Annotated in this window: 21 protein-coding genes and 1 pseudogene; 2 read left to right on the forward strand and 20 right to left on the reverse strand. The window is 44.6% G+C overall.

Translation table 11 applies throughout. The annotated features are described in order from the left end of the window. Nucleotides 1-266: 266 nt before the first annotated feature. The 10 genes and pseudogenes from B9N86_RS28470 to B9N86_RS28510 form a co-directional block, all read right to left on the reverse strand. Nucleotides 267-1,076, reverse strand: coding sequence for an inositol monophosphatase family protein (locus tag B9N86_RS28470; protein WP_208916546.1), 810 nt, complete (start codon nt 1,074-1,076; stop codon nt 267-269). Nucleotides 1,077-1,252: 176 nt separating this feature from the next. Continuing rightward, nucleotides 1,253-2,254 (reverse strand): phosphotransferase, encoded by a 1,002-nt coding sequence (locus tag B9N86_RS28475; RefSeq protein ID WP_208916548.1) that lies wholly within the window; start codon nt 2,252-2,254, stop codon nt 1,253-1,255. 54 nt (nt 2,255-2,308) lie between these two features. Next, nucleotides 2,309-2,476 (reverse strand): hypothetical protein, encoded by a 168-nt coding sequence (locus tag B9N86_RS30055; RefSeq protein WP_210190623.1) that lies wholly within the window; start codon nt 2,474-2,476, stop codon nt 2,309-2,311. 2 nt (nt 2,477-2,478) lie between these two features. Then, complete coding sequence (locus tag B9N86_RS28480; RefSeq protein WP_208916550.1) at nt 2,479-2,979, reverse strand: GNAT family N-acetyltransferase; 501 nt, start codon at nt 2,977-2,979, stop codon at nt 2,479-2,481. 217 nt (nt 2,980-3,196) lie between these two features. Then, nucleotides 3,197-4,060, reverse strand: a complete 864-nt coding sequence (locus tag B9N86_RS28485; protein ID WP_208916552.1) for an alpha/beta fold hydrolase — start codon at nt 4,058-4,060, stop codon at nt 3,197-3,199. A gap of 240 nt (nt 4,061-4,300) precedes the next feature. Then, nucleotides 4,301-4,818: pseudogene (locus B9N86_RS28490) on the reverse strand (GrpB family protein). Between the two features lie 266 nt (nt 4,819-5,084). Then, nucleotides 5,085-5,693 (reverse strand): CPBP family intramembrane glutamic endopeptidase, encoded by a 609-nt coding sequence (locus B9N86_RS28495; RefSeq protein ID WP_208916555.1) that lies wholly within the window; start codon nt 5,691-5,693, stop codon nt 5,085-5,087. A gap of 280 nt (nt 5,694-5,973) precedes the next feature. Next, nucleotides 5,974-6,540, reverse strand: coding sequence for a DUF6933 domain-containing protein (locus B9N86_RS28500; protein ID WP_244562881.1), 567 nt, complete (start codon nt 6,538-6,540; stop codon nt 5,974-5,976). 309 nt (nt 6,541-6,849) lie between these two features. Then, the gene (locus B9N86_RS28505) at nt 6,850-7,866 is read right to left on the reverse strand and encodes a FecCD family ABC transporter permease (RefSeq protein WP_244562882.1); all 1,017 of its coding nucleotides are present in this window, start codon (nt 7,864-7,866) and stop codon (nt 6,850-6,852) included. Beyond that, complete coding sequence (locus B9N86_RS28510; protein WP_208916557.1) at nt 7,859-8,866, reverse strand: FecCD family ABC transporter permease; 1,008 nt, start codon at nt 8,864-8,866, stop codon at nt 7,859-7,861. Before B9N86_RS28510 ends, B9N86_RS28505 begins: the two co-directional genes overlap by 8 nt. Before the next feature lie 204 nt (nt 8,867-9,070). Here B9N86_RS28510 and B9N86_RS28515 point away from each other — a divergent pair, with 204 nt between their 5' ends. After that, nucleotides 9,071-10,069, forward strand: a complete 999-nt coding sequence (locus B9N86_RS28515) for an ABC transporter substrate-binding protein (protein WP_208916559.1) — start codon at nt 9,071-9,073, stop codon at nt 10,067-10,069. Between the two features lie 89 nt (nt 10,070-10,158). Here B9N86_RS28515 and B9N86_RS28520 read toward each other — a convergent pair whose 3' ends face one another. Next, entirely contained in the window at nt 10,159-11,208 is a 1,050-nt protein-coding gene (locus B9N86_RS28520) for a CotH kinase family protein (protein ID WP_244562883.1), read from the reverse strand. Between the two features lie 162 nt (nt 11,209-11,370). Next, on the reverse strand, nt 11,371-11,790 hold the full coding sequence (locus tag B9N86_RS31105; protein WP_208916561.1) for a hypothetical protein: 420 nt from the start codon (nt 11,788-11,790) through the stop codon (nt 11,371-11,373). A 313-nt stretch (nt 11,791-12,103) separates the two neighbouring features. On the opposite strand from B9N86_RS31105, the gene B9N86_RS28530 reads away from it, so the two are divergent. Beyond that, nucleotides 12,104-12,517, forward strand: a complete 414-nt coding sequence (locus tag B9N86_RS28530; RefSeq protein ID WP_425298559.1) for a GNAT family N-acetyltransferase — start codon at nt 12,104-12,106, stop codon at nt 12,515-12,517. 121 nt (nt 12,518-12,638) lie between these two features. On the opposite strand, the gene B9N86_RS28535 is transcribed toward B9N86_RS28530, so the two are convergent. The 8 genes from B9N86_RS28535 to hisF all read right to left on the reverse strand — a co-directional run bounded on the left by B9N86_RS28535 (nt 12,639) and on the right by hisF (nt 19,956). Beyond that, a complete protein-coding gene (locus tag B9N86_RS28535; protein WP_208916563.1) occupies nt 12,639-13,097 on the reverse strand; it encodes a hypothetical protein in 459 nt (152 codons plus the stop codon). A 169-nt stretch (nt 13,098-13,266) separates the two neighbouring features. Continuing rightward, nucleotides 13,267-13,485 carry a hypothetical protein gene (locus tag B9N86_RS28540; protein ID WP_208916565.1) on the reverse strand — a complete coding sequence of 73 codons (219 nt, stop codon included), beginning with the start codon at nt 13,483-13,485 and terminating at the stop codon, nt 13,267-13,269. Between the two features lie 169 nt (nt 13,486-13,654). Continuing rightward, on the reverse strand, nt 13,655-14,608 hold the full coding sequence (gene trxB, locus B9N86_RS28545) for a thioredoxin-disulfide reductase (RefSeq protein WP_208916567.1): 954 nt from the start codon (nt 14,606-14,608) through the stop codon (nt 13,655-13,657). 88 nt (nt 14,609-14,696) lie between these two features. Next, the gene (locus B9N86_RS28550) at nt 14,697-16,364 is read right to left on the reverse strand and encodes a tetratricopeptide repeat protein (RefSeq protein WP_208920915.1); all 1,668 of its coding nucleotides are present in this window, start codon (nt 16,362-16,364) and stop codon (nt 14,697-14,699) included. A 143-nt stretch (nt 16,365-16,507) separates the two neighbouring features. After that, nucleotides 16,508-17,455: a ribose-phosphate diphosphokinase gene (locus tag B9N86_RS28555; protein ID WP_208916569.1), complete on the reverse strand. Its 948-nt coding sequence runs from the start codon at nt 17,453-17,455 to the stop codon at nt 16,508-16,510. A gap of 204 nt (nt 17,456-17,659) precedes the next feature. Then, the gene (hisJ, locus tag B9N86_RS28560; protein ID WP_208916571.1) at nt 17,660-18,484 is read right to left on the reverse strand and encodes a histidinol-phosphatase HisJ; all 825 of its coding nucleotides are present in this window, start codon (nt 18,482-18,484) and stop codon (nt 17,660-17,662) included. Between the two features lie 15 nt (nt 18,485-18,499). Next, the gene (hisIE, locus tag B9N86_RS28565; RefSeq protein WP_208916573.1) at nt 18,500-19,201 is read right to left on the reverse strand and encodes a bifunctional phosphoribosyl-AMP cyclohydrolase/phosphoribosyl-ATP diphosphatase HisIE; all 702 of its coding nucleotides are present in this window, start codon (nt 19,199-19,201) and stop codon (nt 18,500-18,502) included. Next, on the reverse strand, nt 19,198-19,956 hold the full coding sequence (hisF, locus tag B9N86_RS28570) for an imidazole glycerol phosphate synthase subunit HisF (protein ID WP_208920917.1): 759 nt from the start codon (nt 19,954-19,956) through the stop codon (nt 19,198-19,200). Before hisF ends, hisIE begins: the two co-directional genes overlap by 4 nt. Nucleotides 19,957-20,063: the final 107 nt, after the last annotated feature.

Genomic DNA, 20,063 nt, shown 5'->3' on the forward strand with positions numbered 1-20,063 from the left:
CACTCCTTTCTTAGCGTTATGCAATATAAACAAATGACCCTCTGAAAGGGTTCACATTTTTTTCATGTTGCTGCATCACTACGAAGTGCGGATCATAATCCATTTATATTGAATTATTTCATTTTAACAAAAAGAACACCTGTCTCACTCTATAAAAAGAGGGGCAGGTGCTCTACCGTTATTACCAAAATTAATCTAAGATCTTGCAATTACGGGGAATCTGTCTCGTTCATAATAACTGTTGTCTCTAGATTTTTTTCATGTACTTATAAATCGTTACGTAACAACGAAAGAAGTTCTTCAACAATCCCAGGACTGGCAATCACGACTCCTTCTCCGTACAATTCAACGGGAATTTCGGCAGAGACTTCTCCGATATGACCCGTTATTGCCCCTGCTTCACGAGCGATAAGACCTGCTGCTGCAACATCCCATGGAGCTAAACTTTCTGTATGTGCGTCTAGACGGCCGGATGCTACATAACAAATATCAATTGCCGGTGCGGCCAATCGACGAATATCTCTGCAATGAGTAGCTAAGAGATTGACTCTTTCAAGCGCCAGATGAACTTTGCTTTTATCATGAGGGAAGCCAGTGCCGACAACGGATTCCGATAGTGTATTCACAGGTTGAACTTGAAGCTGCTCACCGTTGCAAAAAGCGCCACCACCTCGAACCCCGACATAGGTTACACCCAGATCTGGCGCATGTACAGCTCCTGCCCAAACAACACCATCTACTGCAATCGCAGCAGAGATAGCAAAATGAGGGAGATTACGAGAGTAGTTTACGGTACCGTCCAAAGGATCAATGATCCAAAGTGGACCTTTAAACCTATCTTTAGCCAAAACCCCTTCCGTCGTTTCTTCCGAAAGAATACCATGTTCAGGGTAAGTACTAACAATAGCGTCACGAATTATATGATCAGAGGCTAAGTCTGCTGAGGTTACTAGCTCTCCTGCGTTTTTCATAGTTATCTCGACACGAGATTCATTTCGTAATTCAATGATTTTTTCTCCAGCTAAGCGGACCATTTTCTCGGCGAATATCGCCCACTCTTGTGCATCCTCTTTCATTTGGTGAACACACCCCATTTTAAGTCAAATGTAATTGCTCAATCTTCGTTACTTCAAATAATCCTTTAATCGAATAGATGCCAATTTGCTAAAACCATCAATTAAATTGAGTTTATTTACATCTTCCTTCTCAAAATTTATACGATGTATGACACCTCATTGAGTTACAATCCAAATCAATTGAGCCTTAACCTTAACGTTTCAATAAGTTCATATTCGTTCTGTTCTATCCATTGTGTTCTAATAACTAGTTGATTAAGAATAAATCGAAAATAATTATCTATCTCTCGCCCTGAATAATACTGACCTATGTAAATACATATCAATGATACATAGTACATCTGCATCAAAAAGGGAATCCATTTAATTTCTTCATCTGTTAATGTCATATGTTGAGAATACTCATCCAAAAATAATTCTAGATTTAAAAGTGAACCATCATCAAATTGAAGAAGATGGTTAATACAAATAGCTAATTCTAATGCACAAACATCATGTGAAGCAAAGTCAAAGTCTAACACTCCATTCATCTTCCTTGTTTTGCTATCAATAAGCAAATTAAAAATTAATATATCATGATGAATAATTTGCTTAGGTAAGGCGTCAATAATAGATTCATTTCTTTGAACGGCTTGAAAAGTATTTTTTAAAATAGACAATTGGTTATGATCAATATCAAAAGGTGGCTGATCAATAAAATGGCTTACAGCTCTTTCATTAGACAGTGAATGAAGATTATATATGTTATAGAATTTTATATCGCGTATTAGGGTATCACTTTTAAATTTCTTAAATGCAGCCGATATTTCACCAACGGTTTTTCCATACTCCTTAATATCTGATATCCGTGTTAAGTCAGGAACTTCTCCTTCAATAAAATGCATCACTGAACCAAATTGACCATTTGATAGCTCGACAAATCGATCCTCTGTCTTGGCAATTAAAAATCCAGGGAGCTTGAATGAAAGATCCTGTTGCTCAAGGAAAGTCGTTAATTCTATTTCGAATTTTAATTTCTCAAGATTTTTTGAGTGGTTGTCATATATTCTTGCAATATATTTCTTATTGTTAATGGTTAAAACTTGAGAGTAATTAGTTAGGCCGAATGGTACTGATTCGATGTTATCAATTTCTTCATTAAAATAATATGTCATCAGTTCTTTAATTAAATCCAACATGGTTTCCTCCTTTCATTGCCATATGTCGTATAACGTTGTTGTATTCACGAACCCTCACTGACTTAAGTGAGCGAAGCGAACGGGTCCGACGGACTTAGCCAGTGCAGGGTTGTCGCCTGATTTCACTCCTCCGAATTGCAACTTGGCGACCGAGGGACTCGCAAGAGGACTGATGCGTGAATAAGGTGTTATCCGATGCCACCACTTCTTCGAATTACTCACGATTATAACTTTATCCAGTAACGACAGATTCCGTCGATTATGGAATCAAGTTTTCCATTATTTCTTTCTGCTACTTTCCTGGAGCGCAAATTGATTTCATCACAAGTGACTAATAATTTATCAATTCCTAATTCTTTTGCTCTCTTTATCATTTCACTTAAAAAAAGCTTTCCATATCCTTTACCCCTCTCAGTTGGCCTAACAATATATCCAACATGGCCTCCGTACATTAATAACTTCTCATTTAATTGGTGCCTTAACTTCCCGTATGCAACAGGTTTTCCATCAACATACATCCAATAAATTGTTTGTGGTACGTGACCTTTAGGGAGGTCTATTCCCTTTGAATACTGAACCAATTGAGGTAAACTTCTCTTGAATTCTTCAAAATCATTCTCGGGAAAATTTGTTGTAAAACCATTCTCCCCCAGCCCTATCTCTTGTATCATCTCGAAGATATCTTGACCATCAATTTCTCTCAGTTCTTCCAATTCAATCTTCATTGAATCAACCTACTTTACAAATGTTTTGGCGGTTTCAGATAACGTTGTCATATTCGCGACGCCCATTCCCCTAAGATAAGATAGCTCCTATCTTATCTTAGGGGATGGATGTATCTGCCTTATGTTCTTCTTCGAAAATACATCGGGCAGATCAAGGCCGAATGGACCGCAGCACGAATATTACGTTATACGACGACTCTCTTAAATAACTCCCAGATTAATTATTAGTATGAAGAAAAGCGAATAGCTCTATATTCATTTCCTCTACTCCTTGTCCAAGCCATATTAGGTGTCCCCATGTATTAAGGATACAAAGTTTGGAATTTGAAATATTATTATGTGCATTATACGCATGCTCGATTGAAACAGCCCGATCATTTTGGCTATGCAGAATAAGAGTCGGGCATTTAATTGATTGCAAATCTGAAAGAGTGATATTACCTGTCTGCGATAAATCTATAAAAAAACCCTGTCCTGAGCGTTGGCGTTCTATCATTTCCTTAAACTTATTGATATCTTCATCACTAATATGGCTTTTTAATTCAGCATATGACAATTTACTAAAAGAAGGAGCCATCTGTTTAAAGATAAATTTGGGGAATATGTTAATCATAGAGCTGAGTAACTTCCATGTATATTTCTCCAGTGAAGGGTGGAAGAGCATTTGGGCTGCTTTATATTCTTTATCTTTAGGTGTAAGCCATTCTTTAGATACAGCAGATTGTAACGTAAGACTTTTTACACGCTCTTGGTATTTAGAAGTGAAATAAATCGCGCTAGGTCCACCTGCAGAAATTCCAATTACATGAACCTTGTCTAGCTTAAGATGATTTAAGAGCTCAATGTATGAATTGCAAGCCGTCGATAGGTTTAACCCATTATTAGGAGATGTTTTCCCGTACCCTGGTCTAGAAGGTGTAAGTATCGAATATCCTTGTTGTTCTAACTCCGTATATCCAAATTCTTCATTACAATTTGAATGCCCTCCGTGCATTACGAGAATGGGACTTCCACCTTTATTAACAATTGAGTATTCAATTGACAATTCATCGTTTTTATATACTTCAGTCGTTCTTTTCATATTTTGAATCACCTTCTTTATTCAACGGTTGGATTAATCTTTTAGAGATATATGTTTACTTCGGTCTGTCATATAACGTTTCTTGTATTCGCGAACCCGAGAACCTTAAAGGAGCGAAGCGACCGGCCGCTACGCGGTTATTCGCAAGGTTGTCCATCTGATCCCACTTCTATCGAAAATCCTTGAGCGGCCAAGGAATTGTCAAACTACGCGGCGTTAATACGGGGTTATGCGTAGTCTCTACCTTCCTCGCTCAGCTTTCAATATGATCTTATTAATAAAATCCGTTTTTGAATCAGCATAGGCCAACTTATTTGTTGAGTTTTCCTTCGTCAATTTTTCTTTTAGTTCTTGATATTTTTTTCTAGCGTTTTCATTGGTTCTTAAATAATCTCTCAACGTCAGTTGCTTATAAAGATATTCGCTTCCGGTCTGATACATATGGATTTGATGTGTTCTTGGTTCTCCTTTATTAGAATAATGGCGATCAGGTAATACATCAGTTCCTTTGTAAGAGTATCCAATCTTCTCTAATCCAGTTACACAACTAATACCTTCTTCAAAAGATTTTTTTCTATTGCAATGTCTATTATGGGTTTTGCACTTAATCCCTTTATTGCGGTACTTCCAATGTGATGAATAGCCAAGATGCTGTCATCTATTTCAACCCTTATTTTTTTCTCTTCTTCTTTAAATTCATTTTCCCATTGTTCAGTCCAAGGAACGAGGAAAACCTGACCTTTAGGTAACCCGAGCACTCGTATCATCCTTTGTTCATTTTAGGTTTTTGATGAATGTATTAATTGCGTATAACGTCTTTGTGTTCACGACGTCCATTCACCTTAAGTTGCCCAGAATCGCACGTCGAGCACGATGCGGTTAGGTGATGGATGTGTTGAGCTGCCACCTGGTCGATTTCATCAGCCATTGACGAACCCGATGGGCTTGCCCCTCAACAATGCTAGAACGCATTGTTAGGAGCATTTCCTGACTTCCCCGATTCGGCATACTATGATCAAATTCTCTAAGTTTTTTTTGCGAAGTATACTGCCAATAAATTAAATTCAATATGCAACAAACACGATAACAAAATCGAATGTGTCAAATCTGTAATGGCCCCAAAAAAGATTCCTCCCATAAAGGCAAAAATCATATATCTTATACTTTGTCGAGATAAGCTATAATATTGCAGATGAGTTATCGCAAATAGCAACGCAGTAATGACCACAGATAAAGTCACCGGCATATACATTACTTGGATTAACACTTCTGAACTAAGGTATTGATTTAAGTAGGAAAGGATTAATCCTCTAAAGATAAATTCTTCAATAACCGGATATGTAATTACAAAATTGATTATGTTGAATTTTCCAATTGGATTATATCCCGAAAATCGAGCTAATACACAATTTGCAATAATAAGTATTAAGAAAACTGGCATAACCTTTATTATGTTATCTGGCGAACTGAAAATATAGTTCCCCTTAGAAAAAGGCACCAAAATCATTGTGCCAACAGCCCAAAAATATAGACTGAATCTTACTAGGCTCTTAGACCGAAAAATTCTGATAAAGATTTCAACAATCTTGTATGAAAAAGTCAAAAATAATGATAATCCCAAGGCTATGAGCATAGTTATCTCCTAGTCTTCGCTATCTTTCTTTATAAAGTAACGTATAATTTCACATGACCTGCATCTACTTCAGGAATTTCACCTAACGTCTGGGTGTTCACGAATCTTCACTGGCTAAGGCGCGAATGCGCCGGGTTCGATGGACTTAGCCAGTGCAGAGTTGTCTGCCTGACTTTACTTCTTTGAACTGCCTCGGGCAGACCAAGGATCGCTTGCGATCAGCTGCGTGAACACGATATTATATGATGCTGGCACCTTCCTGAGATGCCTACAATATGGTTTATAAATACTGTTCTTGTAAAGCTTTCTTAAAGACATTAATAGGCTCTTTGTAATCAATTGGTTTATAGATCATTGAATTTAACCAGGCACTGAGCTCAAAAGTGTTATTAAAATCAGTATCTATACTATAGAAAGAAACTTCATTCATAGTTCCGAGAACGCTCTTATTGTTTGTTTTTCCTATACTAATTTCTCCTGCCTCAAAAAAGTATTGTTCGATTACGTGTTTCCTAATTCCCTCCTTTAACAAATATTCCTTGAGTTCTGACTTAAACTTCTCTTGTAATTTGTCTAGTTGGGAACTTCTTATCCCATCAATAATTAAACATAATCGGCTCAAGTCATTAACAAACAAAATGTGTTTTCTTCTAAGTTGCAATATATTCGCATGCCAACTAAATAGTGAATTAACATCTCCCAATTCAACCGGTGCTACTTTCATGTCTTTTAATAGTTTTTGGGTGAATCTAAGTGCTAACATATTTTCACTCCTTTGTAATTCTCGCACTGATTTTGCATAACTTTTACGAACTTCGAGAATCCTTTCAGATTCTGCTATATTCACGAACTTCGCAAATCCCCCTCATTTTCAAGATATTGACGAACCTCCGACATCCCTCTACATTATATCGACAAATCCACATTGTCCCAATACAAAAAACAACACTTCCCAAAGGGAGTGCCATTCATATAAAACACCACCTATTCCACTAGCTACATTCCCCCACCCGCCGTCATTCCTGCTACAATATATCGCTGCATGAACTAGTACAGAACAATAACCAAGACTCTCATACGCACCACTTCCACACGAAAAAAAGACGCCACATCCCCATCGGAATATGACGCCCTACTATTTAATTTTCTCCCAACACTACAGCTTTTTGTACAACAGGTACAAAAAGAACGGCGCGCCAATCGCTGCCGTGAATACACCCGCCGGGATGTCCAACGGCTGGAACAGCATCCGGCCCGCCAGATCGGCAAGCATTAGCAGAATTGCACCGACCATAGCCGAGACAGGAAGCATCACGCCATGGGCGCTGCCCACAAGGCGTCTTGCCATATGCGGTGCTATTAGACCGATGAAGGACAACGTACCCGCGATGCCGACGGCCGCTCCCGCCAAGGCAATGCTGCACAACATGATGAGCAATCGGTCTCGCTGCACTCGAATGCCGAGACCGATGGCGATCTCATCCCCCATCGCCTGAGCGTTCAGAGAACGGGAGAAGAGAAAGGACAGCGGAATGAACAACAAAAGCCACGGCGTTAGCGCCAGGATATGTTTCCATCCGGTTCCATACACACTGCCCGTCATCCAGTTCAGAACCTGGGAAGCCAGATGGGATGGACCACTGATAAGCAAAAATGTGGTCAGCGCACCAAGCGCTGTTGATAATCCAACCCCAATCAGGACAAGGCGCAGCGGAGATACGCCCTTTCTCCAGGCCAACACATAGTTAAGCAGCCCTGCACCAAAAGCACCCACAACCGCAATTAGCGGGACCCAGTGAATGCTGTAGGCACCGGCTGAAAGTGTCATAAAAGCCACCACTGCCACCGATGCACCACCTGTAACCCCAAGCATGTCCGGGGCGGCGAGTGGGTTCCGAATAACGCCCTGAAGCAACCCACCCGCCAATGCCAGCGCAGCGCCAACGAGCAGTGCAGCCAGCGTTCGCGGCAGGCGGAACTGCAGGACGATCAGGGAACTTCCTCCCTCATTAAGACCGAAGAGCGAGCTCACCACTTCACTGAGCGGTATGGTCGTACTCCCGGCCGAAATGCTGATTAACAATATCAGTAAGATTAAAAGTCCGAGTATGATCACCGTTACTGCGTTTCTTTTTTTACGTATAAATCCCATATGAGAAGTTGAATTAAGCATATTTCCTCCTCCGAACGATGTAGATGAGGAACGGAACGCCAAGCACTGCCGTTGCGACTCCAACGGGCACCTCTTTTGGCATAATGATGAAACGCGATGCCAGATCAGCTACCACGAGCAGAAGTGCACCGGATACAGCGCAGTACGGTAGAAGCCAGCGGTGATCTTGTCCAACAAGCGAACGGCACAGATGTGGAACAATCATCCCGACAAAAGCAATCGGGCCTGCAACCGCAACCGAACTGCCGGCAAGCAGAACGACCACAGCACAAGCGGTTGCCCGTACGTTAAACAGCGACATCCCCAGTCCCTTGGAAATATCATCACCGAGCGCAGCTACATTTAACGAACGTGCAATCGCCATAGACAGCACCAAACCAATAATTACATATGGTAGCACAGTCAGCAAATGTTCTATATCTCGGTCGACTACCGAGCCGATCATCCAGAATAGAGCCTGATCGAGCGACTTCTTGTCCACCAGAATAATCCCCGACGTTATTGAAGAGGCAAAAGCCGCAATCGCGGCACCCGCAAGCGTCAGCTTGATCGGTGCAAAGCCGCTGGCCCCCCGAGAACCCAAGGCGAACACAACCAGAGACGTTATTGCAGCGCCCACAAAAGCAATCCAGATCATAGAGTCCATCGTCAGCCTGCTGCCTAACGCCGATATGCCGATAACCAGGAACAGAACGGCGCCCGCATTAATGCCGAACACCGACGGCGAAGCCAGCGGATTGCGTGTAATGGCTTGCATAACCGCTCCGGCCACAGCCAGGCTTGCTCCTACGACCGCACCGACTAGTGCCCGAGGCACTCTCGTGTCCCGGATAATCATGTGCTCTGTTGAGCCGTTAAAAGATATATATGAATCCACAACCATTTCGATCCGGAAATGCTGCAGTCCGAAGAGAACGCTGGCAATCAGGCCGAGCAGCAGAAGCAGCACCCCTGTAGCTAGTCCCAGTATTCTCGATGTCCTGCTATTAAACAAGACCATACGTATGTAATCCCCCTCAGGTCATGATATAGGGCAAAAAGCTTTATAACATTTTTATTGTAGAGGTGCATCCATATCGTGTCAACGATTATGATAATCATTTTCATTTAGTTGTTGACAGCATCTTGTTCTCTCACTTATATTTACAATGATAATGATTCCCATTATCACATAGTAAACTTAAAAAAGGGGAGAACCATTGTTATGTCATCTGCATTTCGCAAAAAATCGTGGTTGCTTATGCTGACCCTGTCAGCTTTTCTGCTGGTCTTGTCCGCTTGCGGCGGATCCAAGACAGCGGATACACCAGGCTCAACCACCGGTGAAACGAAAGAAAGCACACCTGCAGCAACCGAAGAAAGCCGCACGATTCAGCACGCCATGGGAACAGAAACGCTCAAAGGCACCCCACAACGTGTTGTCATTCTCACCAATGAAGGAACTGAGGCATTGCTGACAGTGGGTGTGAAGCCCGTTGGCGCAGTGCAATCCTGGGTCGGAGATCCGTGGTACGACCATATTAAAGCCGACATGGAAGGCGTCGAAGTGGTTGGTGAAGAAACTCAGCCGAACGTAGAACTCATTGCCGGTCTGAAGCCTGATCTCATCATTGGGAACAAGGTTAGACATGAGAAAATTTATGATCAACTGAAGCAGATCGCTCCGACTGTCTTCTCCGAAGACTTGGCCGGTGATTGGAAGATCAACTTTGCATTATATACAGACGCCGTCAACAAAAAAGCCGAAGGCGAAAAAGCTATCGCCGATTTTGATAAACGTGTGGAAGAAGTGAAGTCCAAGCTCGGGGATAAAGCCAATACCAAAGTATCCATTGTCCGCTTTACCGCCGGCGATGTTCGGACTTACATGAAGCAGACTTTCAGCGGTGTTCTTCTCAATCAGCTAGGTATTGCACGTCCTGAAGAACAAGATAAAGATGAATTTATTGAGAAACTGACCAAAGAACGTATTCCAGCTATGGACGGAGATGTGATGTTCTATTTCACTCAGGACGATCCGGGTTCCACCGAAGCTGAAAAGGCAAGCCAGGAATGGATGAATGAGCCTCTCTTCAAAAGCTTGAACGTTGCTAAGAACAACGAAGTTCATAAGGTGAGCGAGGTAGTATGGAACCTTGCAGGCGGATATAAAGCAGCCAATTTGCTGCTTGATGAAATTTCCACCTATTTTGAAGTGAAATAATAACACCTCACATACTTAAAAAGAGGCACTGCAGCTGATACGCCGCGGTGCCTCTTCATTTTGCCAAAATACAAATATAACAACGTTATTCACGAATCCAGCCTCCGTAACTGGTCCGAGATATCCTGACGTCTATTTTCGATATAATGACGAATCGTATCCGGTTCTCCGTCAAATATTTTATTGCTCCACTTTTGGTTTGGATCCTTATAGACATCATCCGCGATGTTATTATACATACGGTACACAATCGGGAGCTGGCGCCGCACCGTAAATACCGTATCCAACAAATTGGTTAGCAGATTTTTGTATTGCTGCCGATAGGCCTTGTAAGACAATACCTTCTCCGTCAGCTTGTTGTAGCCATGAATTTTTACCAGATTGGAATCCACCAGTTTACCATAGCAGTTCCTGCCCCACGTTCCTTCGTAATCCCATGGTATCATACGGTACACCCTGCGTGAACGATGTTCAAACAACGTGTAGTTCTGATTAAACCCATCATAATTGCCTGTAAGTACAGCCCCGCTAAGCCAGCGCAAAAAATTATTAATATCGAGATGACGCTCTAAATATCGTTGTAATTCTTCTCCCTCATGGACATGTATAGCACGAATGAATTGGGACAGTTTGGCGCGATCTCGCTCTCCACCTTTAATTAGACTATAACCGGAAAAATATGATTTTTTAGACAATCTCTTATCGGTAAAGTCTGCATTATCATTGACAGCATAGATGATGCTTCGCACCGGAATACCCCGCCGATGGAAAAAGGGTGTTTTCACCCCTTCGATCTGCAGATAAACGCCAGCAATTTTATTATTAATATACAGTACACAGTGCTTAGTCCCCGGACTCGGCACATTTATAGATTCGAAGAAACGGAATGAAAGGGCATTCCGCATCATCGAAGGATCATCATATTCAGCATTAAAGTGATAGGTTCTACTCGAAGTGCGGATTTCGTAGGATTTTTTGGGATACTCACGGGTATGTCCACCCCGGTAACGTATACGGATCGGAACTCGTTTTCTCCCGTGCAGCATTTGTGCCTGAACAAAGCTGTCAGACCAGATGTCACTTTTTAATAACTCAAATTCTTTGTTATTAATAAAAACCTGGTAGACCGGCAATCCCACAAAACCACCTCCTTATGACTTATGACCGATAGACTTCCGTTGGTTTTATGCTTTCTCTTATATTGAACCAGTCCCTTTATAGTACGAGACACATATAAATATATAACAGGTAGACGTGATGGACAGACGCCGGAGTTCAGCAATTCCGCTCCCCTTCAGTCATCATGCTTTATCTAAAATAATGTTAGGGAAGGAGAATGAGGCATGGCTTTTAACATGTACCCTAGCTGGATAGGTAGCAATGACTCTTACGGCAACCAATCTCATGGCAACCGCTCTCACGGTCATAAATCTCACGGCCATAAATCTGACGGCCACAAGTCTCACGGCCACGAATCTCACGGCCACAAATCTCACGGTCACAAATCTCACGGCCACGAGTCTCACGGTCACAAATCTCACGGCCACGAATCTCACGGCCACGAATCTCACGGCCACAAGTCTCACGGTCACAAATCTCACGGCCACAAATCTCAAGGCCACGAGTCTCACGGTCACAAGTCTCACGGCCACGAATCTCACGGTCACAAATCTTGGGGCAACTGGACTGGTGGCAATAAATCCAAGAAGAAAAAATCCCAAAAATGCCGCTCCAGAAAACGTAAATCCTGCCGTTGCTAATTAAATACCCTAAGACTGTCTCTGCAAGGAGCATTGGTGGTGATGCCCCCATGCTCCTTGACGGAGCAGGCTTGCAAATAATATATGCTGCAGCCCGATTAATGTGATTCCGGCCCACTAACAATCAACCTAACGATAGGTTGGCTTTATTATTGAAGATTGTTTCGCCTGTCTTGTGTTAAAATAATCCTGTTATTTAATTCTCAATCTGAATGGACAGGAGTTGTAAGATTTGATCACCATACGCAGACTGGAAACAAGCGAATCGCCCCCCATGGAACTACTGTTATTAGCGGATCCATCGGAGCAGCTTGTTCAGGAATACATACATCGTGGACAATGCTTTGTAGCTGAACGGGAGGAGGGAATTGTTGGTGTGTACGTGCTGCTGCCAACCCGGCCCGATACCGTGGAACTCGTTAATGTCGCTGTGGAAGAATCTCTTCATGGGCAAGGCATCGGCAAACAGCTGGTCAACCACGCCGTACAGTCTGCACGGCAGCTCGGCTTCACCACCATTGAGGTTGGAACCGGAAGTACCGGGGTCGGCCAACTGGCACTATATCAAAAATGTGGCTTCCGGATGATCGGCATCGACCGGGATTTTTTCATTCGTCATTATGATGAGGAGATTTATGAGAATGGCATGCGGCTGTACGATATGGTGCGTCTATCTCAAGATTTATAAACTAACAAAGAGCCTATACTGCTTTTTATTAGCAGCATAGGCTCTTTGGTGTTCTCATGCAGTTACTTTTAGCGCCAGCGCAATCGACGCTGCAGAGATAACCACCCGCTAACAGAATTCTCTATGAGGACTTCTTTTTCCCTCTTACAGACTGATATATGAATCCCATAGTGAATACTAACAGCATTACCATATACGAGATGATCACGATCTCCGTCGAGTTGATGTCTCCGGAATACATCATATGAATTTGGGTACCAATGATAATCGTAAGCAGCATATAATACTGCGACAATCCCGCTAGGGCAATACTTCGGGAGGCTTCATCCAGCACGATGAACTGCCAAACGTAGAGCAAAAAGGATATCAGCCATAGCGTATTCCCCAACAAATAGCTGTACACTTTTTTCATAGAGAGTTGTGCAAACTGCCTGCCTCCCCAGAACCAGAACAACACAAAGCCCAGGTTCAGCGTCCATATCAGCACTCCCGAGAACGGCAAATAAAAAATAAGCATGTTAAACAGCCAACCTATAATTAATGGCGCCAACACAATCAGCAAATGTTTATTTTTCTTCATGTAAATACTCAAGACATCTCTCCTCACTCACATCTCATATTCAATAATCCAACAATCGCGATCCTGACCTTCGTAATATGTAAGGACTAGGGGATCACTTACCCAGCCAGCAGGGGAGCATCCGTTTCAGTCAGATATCGAACCGTCAGCTTATCATGCATATAGAGAATCATAGATTTTCCCTACGCTTTTTCTTAATCAACATAGTTAAAGCAATCATATGGCCGACCATAAAAAAAACCGACAGCAGTGTCAAAAGCATAAGTACGTTAACACTACCATGATTCTTATCCAATCTGAATACGTATACGGTAACGATAGCCAGGCCCAGACCTATGAGCCCAAAAAGCGCCGTAATCGCTGCTCTAAACCTGATCGCCTTCTCCATTCAATAGTACCTCCTTCGTATCCGTATCTCCGTTTCGACCTATCTTCCTAGATTATAACAAATATAGAGAGCTCCATAATATACAAAAGTGAATCCATACCAGCCAAAAAGCACAGCCACAACAAAAAGGAGCCGGCTGCCCGGCTCCTTTTGTCTATATACACGATGGTTACTTGTTAAGCGTTTCGCTCCAGTCATGAATCATATGGCCCTCAATGAACTTTTCGCAGTCCATAGCAGCCATACAACCCGAACCAGCCGCAGTAATTGCCTGGCGATAGCGGGTATCCTGTACGTCACCACACGCGAATACGCCTGGAATGTTCGTCTCGGTTGTACCTGGCTTAACGAGAATGTATCCTGTCGGATCGGTTGTAATCTGGCCGCCGAGGAAACCGGTGTTCGGCGTATGACCGATCGCCACGAACACGCCCTCTGCCTCAATTAACTCTTCTGCACCTGTTTCGTTATTGTGGACCTTCAGTCCTTTTACGCCGGTTTCGCTAGTAACCACTTCAAGCGGCGTACGGTTCAAAGCCCATTCTACCTTTTCGTTGTCCCGTGCGCGGTCCTGCATAATCTTGGATGCACGAAGCTCATCACGACGGTGAACCAGCGTTACGCTGGAAGCAAAACGAGTCAAGAAACTCGCTTCTTCCATAGCGGAGTCGCCGCCGCCGATGACAATAATCTTTTTGCCGCGGAAAAAGAACCCATCACACGTTGCGCATGTGCTTACACCCCGACCAACGTTGTCCTGCTCACCAGGAATGCCGAGGTACTTAGCCGATGCTCCAGTAGAAATGATGACAGATTCAGCCAGCAATTCTCCCATTCCCTCTACGTTCACCTTGAACGGACGCTCCAAAAAATCTACGGATTCAACCCAAGCGCTTTTAAACTCGGCTCCGAAACGTTCTGCCTGCTGACGCATGTTGTCCATCAGCTCCGGCCCCATAATGCCCTGCGGGAAGCCGGGGAAGTTCTCCACCTCAGTCGTTGTGGTCAGTTGGCCGCCTGGCTGCATTCCCTCGATCACGAGCGGCTTCATGTTGGCACGTGCCAGGTAGATGGCTGCCGTCAGACCGGCAGGTCCTGTTCCGATTACGATTGATTTGTACATATTGAAGGCCTCCTTTGACATCGTCAGTATACTTATCTTACCCTATAAAGTGTGTGTTCAAAAAATCATCTTTTGAACACACACTTTATTATATATTTTCTGTGAAGGGACGGAAATTGTCATCACTTTGATCTTTATTTCCACACACCTGGTCAATCTGCCGGGCATATCGGCGTACGGTAGATGATGATATTCCGTAACGTAATGCTACCTCTTCATACGTATATGCTCGTCCACGCATTTTTGCCGTCATATATTCAAGCGCAGCCGCCCATCCCGAAGTATTGCGGATATTCGGAATGTCTGGATACAACTTGCTCAAAAATTCAGACCAGAGCGTTTCGAGCTCACGTTTCCAGAAATGATCGGAACGCTTGTCCATCGTCTGAGAAGCTTTGTCCACGACCTCCTGCCAAGTCGGATGCCAGTCGGGCAATACTTCCTTACCTTTTACACCGGCTTCCCGGTCCTGTGTACGGCTTCTCTTACTCTCAAGCTGCTGCAGCACGAGACGCGCCGCATCCTTCAGATCGGCATCCTCGCCCGGCTCCTGCAAGAAGGATTGAAGCGCATGCTGCACTTCATCATCTGCAATGAGCTCAAGTGTCCGGATTACCTGCAGCTTGATATGGGGATCACCGTGACGCAGCGCCCAGAAGAAGGATGAGCGGATGAGTGGATTATGTTTCACTTCTTCCGTCATTACTTCTCCGTCATGTTCCCAACGTTTAAACTGCTCCTCAAAGGGAAGATGATAATGATAGCTTACCTTCATCACCATCGTTCCAGTCTTCTTCCGGTGCTGCAGCTGAGCGAGATAAAAATCCGGAATAACCGACCCCGGATCCAGCTTCTTGGCATGACGCCAATAATTCGCAGCCGATTCATACTGACCGCTGTTGCACGCTGCAACTGCCGTATAATGATAAAGACTCGGATCACTGCTGAACTCTTCATCCTTCAACAACCGGCGGAAATGACTGTAAGCCGCTTCGTGTTTCCCTAGAATGCCCATCGTCGTAGCAAGTTTAAACACATGCTCCTGATGAAAAGGAACGGTGACGACCAGCATTTCCACAAGACGGTTACGCTGATCATTATTTCCCTCATGTTGAAAGAAAATAGCCAAGTTGCATAATCCATGCAAGTTACCCGGCTCCTGCTCCAACACCTCTTCAATGGTTTGCTTCGCTTTAGCGAAGCGGCCCATGTAATAATAAGCAAGTGCCAAATTGTTACGTGCCGCAAGAAAATCAGGATAATCTCCTACAATTTCCTCCAGCAATTTCACGGCCTGAGCGAACTTTCCTTCTTCAAGAAGCTCCCTGGCACGCTCATGCTCAACCATACCTTCCCGGCTCTTGATACGGTTCACCTTCGCTGGACGATTCAGCTCGTAATGGAGAAGTTCCATTAATTCTTCCGCCTCGTCCATAAATTGTCCGCTGGAGTCCTCCTCCAAATACGTAACCAGCGCCTTTTCTGCCTCTTCGAAAAGCTCCATATTAGCGTAATTGTTCGCCATATAGAAATAACATTCCGTCATGGAAGAATCGACTTTATCCAAAATATGCTGCAGCACATCGTTCGAGCCTTCGTAATCACCCGTCTCTGATAATATACCCGCCATGTTGCAGTGGTTCACCGGATTATCCGGTTCATATTCAACAGCTTTGCGAAAATATTTCAGTGCCTTGTCATATTGGTAACGATCAAGCGACTTTACAGCTCGATCAAAGAAAAAGTTGGCGTTCATTTCGATAGGTATAATATTATGCAGGCCATTTGACCCGGATTGATATCCATTCACGGAAGCAAGGCACCTCCTTTAACTTGCTCCTCTATCCCCAACAGTATAACACGTTACTCCGTCATTTGCAGAAAAAAAGACACCGGTTTTCACACCCCGGCATCTTTGAATAATGTAGCTATCGATCCACCCTCAGTAATGATATGCGTGGCTCGAGCCAGCATAGGAGCAACGGAAAGTACCTTCAGAAAATCCTTATGATGACCAGGAATCGCAATAGAGTCCGTAACGACCATTTCCTCGATATGCGCATGGTCCAGCCGATCAAGCGCCTGTCCCGAAAATACACCGTGCGTAGCACACACGATAGCATCCCTCGAGCCGCGTTCCTTCAAGCCTTCAACCACATGAACGATCGTGGAACCTGTATCAATCAAGTCTTCAATAATAATCGGAGTCCGATCTTTCACATCCCCAATGACGTGTGTAATGACCGACTCGTTATGTGCCGGACGCTGCTTGATCATAATAGCAAACGGCGATCCCAAACGACTCGCCAGCTTCTCTGCTGTCGAGGCACGGCCAGCATCCGGAGAAACAATGACCGGATTCTCAATATTTTTGCTCTTTAAATAATCCGTAATGAGGTCAAGCGCCGTCAAATGATCAACAGGAATATTGAAAAACCCCTGGATAGCCGGAGCGTGCAAATCAATCGTAATGACACGGTTTGCACCGGCTGTGGTCAGAACATCCGCTACCATCTTAGCCGAGATCGGCTCCCTTGGTGCCGACTTGCGCTCCTGCCGTGCATATCCGTAATACGGAACGATAATGTTCACTGTCCGGGCAGAGGCCCGTTTAGCCGCGTCAATCATAACCAGCAGCTCCACGAACATCTCATTGATGGGTTGCGAGAATGACTGAACGAGAAATACATCGCAATTGCGGATGCTTTCCTCGTAATGAACATAGATTTCACCACTCTGAAAACGGGAAATTTTGATTTTTCCCAACTCGACGCCTAATTTCTCACTAATGCTCGCGGCCAACTGCGGGTTGGATGAGCCGGCGAATAGCCGAAGTTTACGATACATTTGGTCCTCCCGGGTACCGAAATTGGTTAGTACAGTTCATTGTGCTGTTGCCTGATTGATGTGTTTTCGCAAAAGAAAGCGCTATCGCCAAAGCAGGCTGCCTTCGCATCTGTTTCAACTCTTCATGGAAGATGTCACAGTAACGAAAACAGCCGTATTCACTCGAACTGTATAGTACTTATTTCTATTATACATCGGTTCATCCTATTCTTTCAAAAGAACCATTTCCCTTTTCCGGTTTTGGAAGGTTGCAACCTTCTCCACCCCAAGCTCCGACAGCAGATCGCGTGCTTTATCCAAATGATCACCCAGCTTCTGCGGCTGATGTGCATCTGAACCGAGTGTCAGCGGAACACCGAGTCTAATCGCTTCCTCCAGCATTCTGCGGCTCGGGAACATTTCTTCGCATGCTTTCGAAAGGCCTGATGCGTTCAGCTCCATCGCTTTTCCACTGCGACTAACCGCTGCTAAAGCCGCCTTCTCCATAGCAATCACTTCATCGGTATGTTCTGCCTCCGGACTGAAGCCGAATCGCTTGATCACATCAAGATGACCCATAATATCATACAGACCGGTTGCCGCCGCTTTTTGCACCGCATCATAATACTGACGGTACACCTCCAGCGGGTTCTTTCCTTCCCAGCCATGCGTTTGACGGAAATCCGTTATATCCCATTCTCCGAGAAAATGAACCGAACCGATGACATAATCCCACGGATAATCCTGTATGATCTTTTCGATCTGCTTCTCATAACCTTCGATATAATCTCCTTCAATCCCGACGCGCACTTCGATCTGGCCTTTATAGAACTCTTTCAGAGACAAGCATTCCTCTACATAGCGGGGAAGCTCCTCCATCGGCATAGCCATCTCCGGATAATACTCTTCGGGCTTTATGTGAATGAGAGGCATATGATCAGATAGACCGATCTGGTGCAAGCCCATCTCAATACCCCGCTTTACGTATTCCTCCAGCTCTCCGACAGCATGACCGCAGCGGGCATGGTGGGTGTGGTAGTCGATGTACATCCCTTTCAGCCTCCCCTAGTCGCGGCGGGGCCGTTCATGGCGGCGGCTCAGCTCATCCAAAATGTCATCGAGTGGCAGCTTGCGCTCCTGTAGCAGAACAAGCAGATGGTAGATCAGATCGCTGACCTCCAGGCGCAGTTCATCATTATCGCGATTTTTCGCGGCTATGATCGTCTCAGACGCTTCCTCACCAACTTTTTTGAGGATTTTATCTACGCCCTTATCGAACAAATATGTCGTATATGCTCCTTCAGGACGCTCTACCTCGCGCTTGGCAATGATCTCCTCAAGCTCCGCCAACACCGCAAAACGATCACTTAACGCAGGGGTATCTTCTTGGCCTGATACGCTAGGCTGTCCCTCTACAGTGATTTCGTTATAAAAGCATGTATTTTCACCGGTGTGACAGGCTGGTCCCTTCGGATTTACCTGTACCAACAGTGTATCCCCGTCACAGTCATAAGCGACGGACACAACGGATTGGATATTGCCTGACGTTGCTCCTTTATGCCACAGCTCCTGACGGGAACGGCTCCAAAACCACGCTTCTCCGCTCTCCAGTGTAAGGCGCAGGGATTCCCGATTCATATAGGCCATCATAAGCACCTGTTTGGTTGTCGAATCTTGAACGATCGAAGGCACAAGGCCCGCTTCATCCCATCGGATATGCTCAATAACCTGCTCCAGCGATAAGTCCTGCTTTATATCCTCACTCACCTGATGTCCACTCCCTTTTGTCTTAAATGTTGTTTGAGATCCGGTATGGAAATTTCCTTATAGTGAAATATGGTCGCCGCAAGGCCAGCATCCGCTTTACCTGAGGTGAACACATCGTAAAAATGATCCTCTTTCCCCGCACCACCAGAGGCAATTACTGGAATTCCCACTGCGCCGGATACAGCAGCCGTAAGTGCCAAGTCGAAGCCGTCTTTCGTGCCATCGGCGTCCATGCTTGTTAGCAAAATTTCTCCAGCTCCGAGAGCTTCCGCCTGTTTTACCCATTCCAACGCCTTAATGCCGGAAGCAGTCCGTCCGCCGTGGGTATAAACTTCCCATTCGCCCCACGCCTCATTGTATTTGGCATCTACCGCTACGACAATGCATTGGGAGCCAAATCGGCGCGCACCGGCCGAGATCAGTTCAGGCTGCTTTACAGCCGCCGTGTTGATGCCGATCTTGTCCGCGCCTGCACGCAAAATCCGTTTCATATCATCTACCGACGATATGCCGCCGCCTACTGTGAATGGAATAGCAATTTCCCCTGCCGTTCTTCGTACGACTTCTTCCATTGTAGCGCGACCCTCAACGGACGCTGAAATGTCCAGAAAGACCAGCTCATCGGCCCCTTCCTGGTCATACAGCGCAGCAAGCTCCACGGGATCGCCCGCATCACGGAGATTAACAAAGTTAACTCCTTTTACAACCCGTCCGTCCTTCACGTCCAGACATGGAATAATCCGCTTGGCCAGCATAATCCTCGCCCTCTTCCCTTTATCTTCACTCGCTTTAATCTGTACAATAACCGGCACATTTCCCTATGCCGCAATCTCACCAAACATCCCCGAACTTGATCGAACCG

This window comes from Paenibacillus uliginis N3/975 (assembly GCF_900177425.1).
GTDB lineage: Bacteria > Bacillota > Bacilli > Paenibacillales > Paenibacillaceae > Paenibacillus_AQ > Paenibacillus_AQ uliginis.

Excerpts from the sequence above, each read along its gene's own strand:
- B9N86_RS28505 (WP_244562882.1), bottom strand. The coding sequence starts at position 7,866 with ATGCTTAATTCAACTTCTCATATGGGATTTATACGTAAAAAAAGAAAC.
- B9N86_RS28510 (WP_208916557.1), bottom strand. The coding sequence starts at position 8,866 with ATGGTCTTGTTTAATAGCAGGACATCGAGAATACTGGGACTAGCTACA.
- hisF (WP_208920917.1), bottom strand. The coding sequence starts at position 19,956 with ATGCTGGCCAAGCGGATTATTCCATGTCTGGACGTGAAGGACGGACGG.
- B9N86_RS28480 (WP_208916550.1), bottom strand. The coding sequence starts at position 2,979 with ATGAAGATTGAATTGGAAGAACTGAGAGAAATTGATGGTCAAGATATC.
- trxB (WP_208916567.1), bottom strand. The coding sequence starts at position 14,608 with ATGTACAAATCAATCGTAATCGGAACAGGACCTGCCGGTCTGACGGCA.
- B9N86_RS28470 (WP_208916546.1), bottom strand. The coding sequence starts at position 1,076 with ATGAAAGAGGATGCACAAGAGTGGGCGATATTCGCCGAGAAAATGGTC.
- B9N86_RS28475 (WP_208916548.1), bottom strand. The coding sequence starts at position 2,254 with ATGTTGGATTTAATTAAAGAACTGATGACATATTATTTTAATGAAGAA.
- B9N86_RS28485 (WP_208916552.1), bottom strand. The coding sequence starts at position 4,060 with ATGAAAAGAACGACTGAAGTATATAAAAACGATGAATTGTCAATTGAA.
- B9N86_RS28550 (WP_208920915.1), bottom strand. The coding sequence starts at position 16,364 with ATGAACGCCAACTTTTTCTTTGATCGAGCTGTAAAGTCGCTTGATCGT.
- B9N86_RS28555 (WP_208916569.1), bottom strand. The coding sequence starts at position 17,455 with ATGTATCGTAAACTTCGGCTATTCGCCGGCTCATCCAACCCGCAGTTG.
- B9N86_RS28535 (WP_208916563.1), bottom strand. The coding sequence starts at position 13,097 with ATGAAGAAAAATAAACATTTGCTGATTGTGTTGGCGCCATTAATTATA.
- hisJ (WP_208916571.1), bottom strand. The coding sequence starts at position 18,484 with ATGTACATCGACTACCACACCCACCATGCCCGCTGCGGTCATGCTGTC.
- B9N86_RS28530 (WP_425298559.1), top strand. The coding sequence starts at position 12,104 with ATGGAACTACTGTTATTAGCGGATCCATCGGAGCAGCTTGTTCAGGAA.
- B9N86_RS28515 (WP_208916559.1), top strand. The coding sequence starts at position 9,071 with ATGTCATCTGCATTTCGCAAAAAATCGTGGTTGCTTATGCTGACCCTG.
- B9N86_RS28540 (WP_208916565.1), bottom strand. The coding sequence starts at position 13,485 with ATGGAGAAGGCGATCAGGTTTAGAGCAGCGATTACGGCGCTTTTTGGG.
- B9N86_RS28495 (WP_208916555.1), bottom strand. The coding sequence starts at position 5,693 with ATGCTCATAGCCTTGGGATTATCATTATTTTTGACTTTTTCATACAAG.